Source organism: Methylophaga sp. UBA4204, from assembly GCF_002379485.1.
Lineage (GTDB): Bacteria > Pseudomonadota > Gammaproteobacteria > Nitrosococcales > Methylophagaceae > Methylophaga.
Map to the genome: position 1 here is coordinate 2994 of NZ_DFTU01000007.1, position 9580 is coordinate 12573.

At 47.9% G+C, this 9580-nt stretch carries 9 protein-coding genes; 7 read left to right on the forward strand and 2 right to left on the reverse strand.

Going from position 1 to position 9580, the window contains the following annotated elements; genetic code table 11:
• Positions 1-102: 102 nt before the first annotated feature.
• Genes purD through hemF form a run of 4 tightly spaced genes read left to right on the forward strand, consistent with a single transcriptional unit; the run spans position 103 to position 3798 of the window.
• Positions 103-1395, forward strand: a complete 1293-nt coding sequence (gene purD / locus B3182_RS00820; RefSeq protein WP_292751202.1) for a phosphoribosylamine--glycine ligase — start codon at positions 103-105, stop codon at positions 1393-1395.
• A gap of 28 nt (positions 1396-1423) precedes the next feature.
• Positions 1424-2296: a phosphoribulokinase gene (locus B3182_RS00825; protein WP_292354448.1), complete on the forward strand. Its 873-nt coding sequence runs from the start codon at positions 1424-1426 to the stop codon at positions 2294-2296.
• 33 nt (positions 2297-2329) lie between these two features.
• The gene (locus B3182_RS00830) at positions 2330-2884 is read left to right on the forward strand and encodes a Sua5/YciO/YrdC/YwlC family protein (protein ID WP_292354449.1); all 555 of its coding nucleotides are present in this window, start codon (positions 2330-2332) and stop codon (positions 2882-2884) included.
• Entirely contained in the window at positions 2881-3798 is a 918-nt protein-coding gene (hemF, locus tag B3182_RS00835; RefSeq protein ID WP_292354451.1) for an oxygen-dependent coproporphyrinogen oxidase, read from the forward strand. Before B3182_RS00830 ends, hemF begins: the two co-directional genes overlap by 4 nt.
• Positions 3799-3809: 11 nt before the next feature.
• On the opposite strand, the gene prfA is transcribed toward hemF, so the two are convergent.
• Together prfA and hemA are read right to left on the reverse strand one after the other, a co-directional pair.
• Positions 3810-4898, reverse strand: a complete 1089-nt coding sequence (prfA, locus tag B3182_RS00840; protein WP_014705722.1) for a peptide chain release factor 1 — start codon at positions 4896-4898, stop codon at positions 3810-3812.
• A gap of 3 nt (positions 4899-4901) precedes the next feature.
• Positions 4902-6161: a glutamyl-tRNA reductase gene (hemA, locus tag B3182_RS00845; protein ID WP_292354456.1), complete on the reverse strand. Its 1260-nt coding sequence runs from the start codon at positions 6159-6161 to the stop codon at positions 4902-4904.
• A 122-nt stretch (positions 6162-6283) separates the two neighbouring features.
• On the opposite strand from hemA, the gene B3182_RS00850 reads away from it, so the two are divergent.
• From B3182_RS00850 to ispE, 3 genes are read left to right on the forward strand one after another with little or no spacing between them, the layout of a single operon-like run.
• Positions 6284-8059, forward strand: coding sequence for a tetratricopeptide repeat protein (locus B3182_RS00850; RefSeq protein WP_292354459.1), 1776 nt, complete (start codon positions 6284-6286; stop codon positions 8057-8059).
• Positions 8056-8655 (forward strand): lipoprotein insertase outer membrane protein LolB, encoded by a 600-nt coding sequence (gene lolB, locus B3182_RS00855; protein ID WP_292354461.1) that lies wholly within the window; start codon positions 8056-8058, stop codon positions 8653-8655. The genes B3182_RS00850 and lolB overlap by 4 nt, the downstream gene beginning before the upstream one ends.
• Positions 8652-9497 carry a 4-(cytidine 5'-diphospho)-2-C-methyl-D-erythritol kinase gene (gene ispE, locus B3182_RS00860; RefSeq protein WP_292751158.1) on the forward strand — a complete coding sequence of 282 codons (846 nt, stop codon included), beginning with the start codon at positions 8652-8654 and terminating at the stop codon, positions 9495-9497. Before lolB ends, ispE begins: the two co-directional genes overlap by 4 nt.
• Positions 9498-9580: the final 83 nt, after the last annotated feature.

Consider the following 9580-nt stretch of genomic DNA (forward strand, 5'->3'; position numbering starts at 1 on the left):
GGTGAGCTTGCGAACCCCAACATCGGTTACAGGTATATGGTCATGTTGGGGTTCGTCCCTCACCCCAACCTACATGAACAACTCAAAAAAGATATTAATTTTATGAACGTATTAATTATTGGCGGCGGCGGACGCGAACACGCACTCGCGTGGAAAGCGGCGCAAAGCGCACAAGTTGAAACTATATTTGTTGCACCGGGCAACGCCGGCACTGCACTGGAACCAAAATTAGAAAACGTTGCTATCGATGTGTTGAATTTTGAAGCATTGGCCAATTTTGCCGAACAAAATAATGTCGGCCTGACCATTGTTGGCCCGGAAGTTCCGCTGGTTGCGGGAGTGGTCGATTATTTCCAAGCGCGCAATTTATTGTGCTTTGGCCCAAGTAAAGGCGCTGCACAGCTTGAGGGGTCAAAGGCCTTCACCAAAGACTTTCTCGCGCGTCACAAAATCCCAACGGCGGATTACCAAAACTTTATCGAAGTAGAACCTGCACTCACTTACTTGCGGGAGAAAGGCGCACCTATCGTAATCAAAGCCGATGGTCTTGCTGCGGGTAAAGGTGTAATCGTCGCTGAGACACTTGAACAAGCCGAAGACGCCGTGCGCGATATGTTGTCGGGCAATGCTTTTGGCGATGCTGGCTGCCGCGTAGTAATTGAAGAATTTTTAGCAGGCGAAGAAGCCAGCTTTATTGTGATGGTCGATGGTGAACATATCCTGCCGCTGGCAACTTCACAGGATCACAAAGCTCGCGATAATGGTGATAAAGGACCCAATACCGGTGGTATGGGCGCCTATTCGCCTGCTCCGGTAGTGACAGATAGCGTTTTTGATCGAGTGATGCGTGAAGTTATCGAGCCTACCGTTAAAGGTATGGCAGCTGATGGTCGCCCATACACCGGCTTTTTATATGCCGGATTAATGATTGATGAAACGGGTGCGCCACGAGTGGTGGAATATAACTGCCGTTTTGGTGACCCGGAAACCCAACCTATCTTGATGCGTTTGCTTTCCGATTTAGTCGAGTTATGTGAAGCAGCATTGGATAAAAGACTGGATCAAGTCACCGCTGAGTGGGATCCCCGTGCTGCCGTGGGTGTCGTCATGGCTGCTGGTGGTTATCCGGACAGCTATAAAAAAGGCGATGTGATTAGCGGATTGGATGTCGTGGATTCAGCTGATACCCGTGTATTCCACGCCGGTACAGCATTTGATCAAGATAAAGTTGTCACCGCTGGTGGCCGTGTTTTATGTGTGACCGCTCTGGGTGAAGGTGTTGCTGCTGCTCAACAACAGGCTTATGCTGGAGTCGCAAAGATTCAATGGCAGGATGCCTATTATCGAACGGATATTGCCTATCGTGCAGTTGCCCGTGAGCAACAGAAAGGCTGATAAATTGCGACTTTAAGGAGAAGGCGGAATGTCTGTATCCCATCCGATTATTGCAGTTACAGGTTCTTCCGGCGCAGGCACTTCGAATGTAAAACATGCATTTGAAGATATTTTTCGTCGTACCAATGTTAAGCCTGCTGTTATCGAGGGCGACAGCTTTCACCGATATAATCGTGAAGAGATGCTTGCCGCTGTGGCTCAGGCGGAAGCCGAAGGTCGCGCGATGACGCATTTCGGTCCTGAAGCCAATTGTCTCGATCGGCTGGAAAGATTGTTTCAGACCTACTCAGAAACCGGCCGTGGCGAAAAACGCTATTACATTCACGACGAAACCGAAGCCGTTAAATTCAATCAACCACCCGGAACATTTACAGAGTGGGAAGAGCTGGATAATGACAGTGACCTTCTGTTTTACGAAGGGCTGCACGGCGGTATGGTTACCGATGAAGTGAATATCGCCCAATATACCGATCTGTTAATTGGTGTGGTGCCGGTTATCAATATCGAGTGGATCCAGAAGATCAAACGTGATTGTTCCAACCGTGGATATTCTCAGGATGCCGTTGTCGATATTATTTTGAAGCGTATGCCGGATTACATTCACCACATTACGCCTCAGTTTTCCCGCACCCATATCAATTTTCAGCGGGTGCCATTAATTGATACCTCCAACCCGTTTGTTATGCGGGAAATTCCCACCCCGGATGAAAGTCTGTGTGTTATCCGTTTTAAAGATCCTAAGATGGCAGATTTTCCGTATTACCTTTCAATGCTGAAAGATTCATTTATGTCACGACCCAATAATATGGTCGTGCCCGGAACCAAAATGGGTCTGGCCATTGAAATTATTTTGATGCCGTTTGTTGAAGAAATGATGCAGAAAAAACGGCAACGTGGTTAATTTATCTTTTAAAAGTAGCGATCTGCACCGAATATGAATTTTTCTAACTGGCAATTAAGACAGGCCTGCCTTGCTTTGCAGGAGGATGGGGTAATTGCCTATCCTACCGAAGCAGTGTTTGGCGTTGGCTGTGATCCCTCGAGCGAAACCGCCATTATCAGATTATTGATGATGAAGCGTCGCCCCTTGGAAAAAGGCCTGATTCTGATTGCATCAGACTTCAACCAATTGCAGGATTTTATCCAGCCGTTATCTGCTGACATTCTCGCCAAAGTCACTCAGAGCTGGCCCGGCCCAAACACCTGGTTATTGCCGGTTCGTTCTTCGGTTTCTCCCTTATTAACCGGTGGCCGAGACACACTGGCGGTCAGAGTAACAGCACATCCCTTAGCGGCAGAACTATGCCGCAGATTTGGCGGACCGCTGGTTTCCAGCAGTGCCAATATTACCGGGTTGCGACCTGCCAAAAATGTTCATCAAGTGCATTGGCAGTTACCTGAACTGGATTATGTGCTTCCCGGGGCATTGGGCGGAGCTAACAAGCCATCCACTATTCGGGATGCAGTAACGGGAGAAGTACTGCGATGAGTGGGCCGGATATTAATGCCGTACGTGAGTATTTACTCACTCTACAAGATGCTATCTGTAAAGAGGTTGAAAATTCAGATGGCAAACAGAAATTTGCTGAAGATGACTGGCAGCGCCCAGCCGGTGGTGGGGGACGAACCCGGGTTTTAAATAACGGGGCGGTGTTTGAACAGGCAGGGGTCAATTTCTCCGAAGTCAGCGGTGATAACTTACCGCCATCAGCAACGGCCAGTCGGCCTGAACTTGCCGGGCGCAGTTTTCAGGCGATGGGCGTATCGCTGGTGATTCATCCACATAACCCGTATGTACCAACCTCCCATGCCAATGTACGTTTCTTTATTGCTGAAAAAGCCGGTGAAGAACCTATCTGGTGGTTTGGTGGTGGTTATGATCTGACGCCCTATTACACCTTTGATGACGATGTTATTCATTGGCATCAAACAGCTAAAAATGCCTGCGACCCTTTTGGTGACACGGTATACGATGATTACAAAAAGTGGTGTGATGAGTATTTCTTTCTCAAGCATCGCAACGAACCGCGGGGGGTTGGCGGGCTGTTTTTTGATGATTTGAATCAGCCGGATTTTGAACATTGCTTTGGTTTGTTGCGAAGCGTTGGCAACAGCTACACCGCAGCGTATTTACCAATCGTCGAGCGTCGCAAAGAGTTAAGCTATACCGAAGAACAGCGTGACTTTCAGCTGTATCGTCGTGGTCGTTATGTGGAATTTAATCTGGTTTATGACCGCGGCACCTTGTTTGGTTTGCAGTCGGGTGGACGTACCGAGTCGATCCTGATGTCGTTACCGCCATTGGTCAAATGGCGCTATAACTGGCAACCCGAGCCGGGCTCGGCGGAAGCCAAGTTATATGATTACTACCTCCAACCTCAGGATTGGCTAGCTAAAACCTAGGTCTTTTGATCCTAGGAATCCTTAGACAATAATGCCAGCTGATCCGCCTGGTATTCGCTGATTAACGGATCAATGACCTGATCCAGTTGACCTGACATGACTTCATCCAATTTATATAACGTTAAATTGATTCGATGGTCGGTAATGCGGCCTTGTGGATAGTTATAGGTACGGATACGTTCGCTGCGATCACCGCTACCGACTAACAATCTGCGGGTTTCGGCCTGTTCGGAGGCTTGTTTTTCCTCTTTCGCCGCCATGATGCGTGATTGCAAAACGGACATCGCTTTGGCGCGGTTTTTGTGCTGTGAACGTTCTTCCTGACACTCAACGATAATGCCGGTTGGAATGTGTGTGATACGTACGGCGGAATCAGTAGTATTAACGTGCTGGCCACCGGCACCGGATGAACGGAAGGTATCCATTTTGATATCGGCCGGGTTGATTTCAATCTGATCGATTTCATCGGCTTCCGGCAAAATCGCTACCGTACAGGCTGAGGTATGAATCCGTCCTTGCGATTCTGTTTCCGGAACCCGTTGCACCCGATGGGCGCCGGATTCAAATTTCAACCGTGAGTAGGCACCATCACCAACAATACGGGCGATGATTTCTTTATAACCACCATGCTCGCCTTCCTGAGCATTGAGCACTTCAACCTGCCAGCGACGTGACTCAGCATAACGCGTGTACATTCGAAATAAATCACCGGAGAAAATGGCGGCTTCATCACCACCGGTACCGGCGCGGACTTCCAGAAAGATATTACGTTGATCATTTGGATCTTTAGGTAACAACAATTTCTGCAAATCAATGGCAAGCTGTTCCTGCTTTTCTTCGGCAATGGCCAATTCTTCCTTGGCCATTTCACGCATTTCCGGATCACTTTCTTGCATCATTGCTTGAGCGTCTTTCAAATCACTCAAGGTTTGCAGATATAAGCCAAAGTGTTTAACAACTGGCTCCAGCTGTGCATATTCCTGCGATAAAGTGCGAAATTTGTTCTGATTGGCCATGGTTTCCGGATCAGATAGCAGGCCACTGATCTCTTCATGACGATCAACTAATGCTTCAAGTTTATGCCTGATGGAATCTTTCACAGATCAATCCTTAATGTTAAATAAACGGCGGGCAGCATCAATCATCGGATTATTTTCATCTGATTCAAATGCTGATTGCCGCAGTTGTCTACTGGGTTCATGTAACAGTTTGTTGGTCAGGGTTCGGGCCAGTTCAGTCATCACCATTTCAGCACTCGCACCCTGTTCCAGCTGACGCAGGGCTTTATCAACGGCCTGGGTGCTGAGCATCTGTCCGCGCTCACGAATCGACCGAATTACCGGTACGGTATCCTGACTGCGCATCCAGCCGGCAAAGTGATCGGCCTGCGTGTCTATGATTTCCTCTGCCTGCTTGGCAGCATCACGCCGTGACTGCAGATTTTCTTCAATAATGTCATGCAGATCATCAACGCTATATAAATAAATGTCTTCAAGCTGTCCAACTTCTGCTTCGATATCCCGTGGAACCGCAATATCCACCATAAAAATCGGTTTACGTTTGCGCAGCTTTAATGCACTTTCGACCGTACCTTTGCCAAGTATGGGCAGCTGGCTGGCGGTGGAGCTGATCACAATATCTGCTTCGGCGAGGTGGGCCGGAATTTCACTCAGACTAATCGCGTATCCATTTACCGAGGTTGCCAGAAGATGGGCTTTCTCAACGGTGCGATTGGCAATAATCAGACGCTTGATACCATTATCAAACAGATGACGGGCGACCAGTTCGATGGTTTCGCCGGCACCGATTAGCAGGGCGGTTGATTCGGCCAGATTACTGAAGATTTGTTTTGCCAGACTGACAGCAGCAAAGGCGACTGAAACCGGACTGTTGCCAATGGCGGTATCGGTACGCACCTGCTTGGCTACGCCAAAAGCATGTTGAAACAAACGTCCCAGCGATTTCCCCAGCGCCTTTGCGTTAAGGGCCTGGGTGTAGGCGGTTTTTAACTGACCGAGAATCTGCGGTTCGCCTAAAACTAACGAATCCAGACCACAGGCGACCCGAAATAAATGTCTTACCGCATCAGCACCTTCGTAACAATAGAGATAGGACTTGAGGGCATTGGCATCCTGTTGTTGAAAGTTATGCAACCATAACAGGACACTATTGTCATAATCTTCGTCTAGATGACAGTATATTTCGGTACGGTTGCAGGTTGAGACAATGACTGCTTCAATCACGCTTTCATTCAGCATCAGTGACGCTAAAGCCAAAGGTAATTTATCAGCATCAAAGCTAAGCTTCTCGCGCACATTAACCGGTGCGGTTGTGTGATTAATGCCGTAAGTGACAAGATGCATAATTAAGGAGTCGTGTTGTATGCTGTTAAACTTTGCAGCCGTGAGCTAAGTTGTCTTATATCTCGGTCTGGACAAGACTAATTCGCCATTCTATCAAACTCAATCAGTCAGGTCGTTGAATTATGGATTTATTGCAACAGTTACGCGGTCATTCAAAACAGTTCGCCTCATCGGCGGCCTGGGTGATGATACCTATTTTACTGTTTGGATGCGCCGCTACAGCTAAGCAATCAGACGAAAAAACTCCCCTGCAGCCAGTGGAAGTAAACGAAGCAGAGACAGTGGAAACTGCGCAGACGGAATTGGATTTGCCTTTGACTCCAGAACTGATTTATTACGTGCTTACCGCCGAAATTGCGGGTCAGCGCGGTCAACTTGATATTGCGGTCGATTTATATAACCAGGCAGCAGAATTAACCGATTCTCCCGAACTGGCGGGACGTTCCGCACGAATTTCGACATTTTCACGAGATCCCAAACGTATTGACCGGGCATTGACCCGATGGCAGGAAGTCTCCCCGGAAGAGGCCGAGGTCTATGTGATGCGGGTTCCATTTTTATTAATGGAAGATAATTATGCCGAAGTCGTTGTGAACATAAACAAAGCGCTCGCTTTGGAGCCGGAGAACAAAGAAAAATATCTGGAAAGCCTAGCCGCCAATTTAAGCGAGAAGGGAGATCCGGAAAGAGGTTTGCAGACGATTCTGGAATTGGACCTGTATAAAAATGATGATCCGGCTGCTCGCTTTACCTATGCCCGATTAGCGGCTTATTTCCAGCGCTTTGATGTAGCTGAAATCGCCGTCGATGAATTGTTGGAAGAAGACCCAAACAACGAAGCTTATCTGAGCCTTAAAGCGGATTTACTGCAAACCTTTGATAAAAAAGAAGAAGCGTTAAAGTTAATTGCCAAAGCAGCTCAGCGCGATGGGGCAAGTGAGTCCTTACGCTTCACCTATGGAAAACTGTTAGGGGAAAGTGGCGAATCGGAAAAGGCAAAGCGCATTTTTGAAGAATTGCATTTGGAGAGTCCGGAAAACCCGGATGTGATTTTTGCGCTGGGATTACTGGCTTTGGAACGCGATGATGGAGAAACCGCCAAGTCGTATTTCAGTCAGTTATTACAAATGGGTGATGCCGGTGGTCAGGCCAGCTATTTTATGGGGCTTGCCGAAGAAATGAATGGCAATGTGGATTCTGCTTTGGTCTGGTTCGCCTCAGTGCCAACAGACAGCCAGCGTTTTGAAATGGCGCAAACCCGTTATATCAATTTATTGGCCGATCAAGGTGATATTGATAAAGCACGACAGCATCTGCAATTGCTGCGTCAGGAACGTCCTCAGCAGGCCATTGATTTTTATTTGTTTGAAGCCGCTTTTTTGCGGGATCACGACATGCCGGAAGAGTCTGTTGAGTTGTTAACGGAAGCCCTGACCAATCATCCGGGCAATCAGGATCTGTTATACAGTCGCGCCATGGTGGCCGAATCGATTGGCAAGCTGGAGATGCTGGAACAAGATCTGCGCACTATTCTGAAAATTGACCCGGAAAATGCTCAGGCGATGAATGCCTTGGGTTATACCCTGACCGATCGTACTGATCGACATGAAGAAGCTTTGCAGTTAATCAATAAAGCTTTGGAACTGCGGCCTAATGATCCTTATTACCTCGATAGCCTGGGATGGGTGTATTACCGGATGGGTGATTTGGAAAAAGCTGAATATTACCTGCGTGAGGCAGTGGAGATTCAGGCCGATGTGGAGTTTGTTGCCCATCTGGGTGAAGTGCTGTGGATGCAGAATAAAAAAAATGAAGCCAGAAAGTATTGGGAGCAGGGGAAGAAACTGGATCCGAATAACAAAGTCCTTCAGGAGACCCTGCAGCGGTTGACCAAATGAAACAGCTTCTTGTAGTAACCAGTTTGCTGTTGATGACGGCCTGTACCCCATTCTGGCAGACAAAACCATTAGAACCAGCTGAACAGTTGTGGGAAACCCGTCAGACGGCGTTAAAACAAATGGATAACTGGTCATTTCGAGGTCGCACGGTTATTCGTCAGGACAAAGAAGGCTGGAATGTCGGCGTGACCTGGCAACAGCAGAAGGAAGAATTCAATATCCGCTTGTTTGGTCCCTTTTCTCAAGGGGGAGTGGAGTTAGCCGGTAATGACAAACTGGTCACCATGACTTTTTCTGATGGTGAAACCTATTCTGCTGCTACACCGGAAGAGCTTCTTGCAGAAGTGCTGGGCTGGTTATTACCGGTCAGTGCCTTGCGTGACTGGGTCAGAGGCTTGCCGCATGCCCCTATCAAGATTGATGAGAAAACCCTGGATGAAAAAGGCCGCTTAATTACGCTTTCCCAGGCAGGGTGGCAAGTGGAGTTTGTTGATTATGCGCCGTTGGAAGGCAATGATGTGCCGGCGAAGATCTTTATCGAACATCCGCAGTTAAGTATTCGTCTGGTAATGAATGGATGGAAAGCTGGTAAATGAATGAATGGTGGCCTGCACCGGCAAAACTGAATCTGTTTTTACATATCACCGGCAGACGGCCAGATGGATATCATGAGTTACAGACGGCATTTCAGTTTCTTGACTATGGCGACAGATTAAAATTTACCGTCACCGAAGATTCGCAAATCACCTTACAAGGCGATCTGCCAGACGTTGCAGATCAGGATAATCTGATTGTAAAAGCCGCCCGGCTTTTACAATCAACCTGCAATTGTCATTCAGGTGCTGTTATCCAACTGGAAAAAAATCTGCCGATGGGAGGTGGTCTGGGAGGAGGCAGTTCCGATGCCGCCACCACCCTCGTTGCGCTGAATAAGCTTTGGCAATGTGATTTATCAGAAGATCAATTAGCGGGTCTGGGGTTGCAATTAGGCGCAGATGTGCCGGTTTTTGTGCGAGGTCACGCGGCGTGGGCCGAGGGTGTAGGAGAAATTTTTACTAAAATTGATCCACCAGAACCTTGGTATTTAGTTATCTTTCCCCAATGCGCCGTCTCCACCGCTGAAATATTTTCCGCAACTGAATTGACACGCGATTGTGAACCCCTCACAATATCGGGCTTCCTTGCGGGGGAAGGCAGTAACATTTGCGAATCGGTGGTGAAAAAAATGCATCCACCAGTTGCACAAGCACTGGCATGGTTGGCACAATATGCCACCAATCCACGTATGACCGGAACAGGGTCTTGTGTATTTGCCCGCTTTGACTCAGCCACTGCGGCTGAAAATGTTTTAGAACATGTGCCGGAACATTGGCATGCTTTTACTGCCAAAGGCTGCAACAAATCACCGTTGAGTTTTTGTGCTCAAGACTTCGATTGAAGTCTTAATGTAACTGCAATTTGATAGAGTTGAGTAAAAACAGTTGGGGTATCGCCAAGCGGTAAGGCAACGGGTTTTGATCC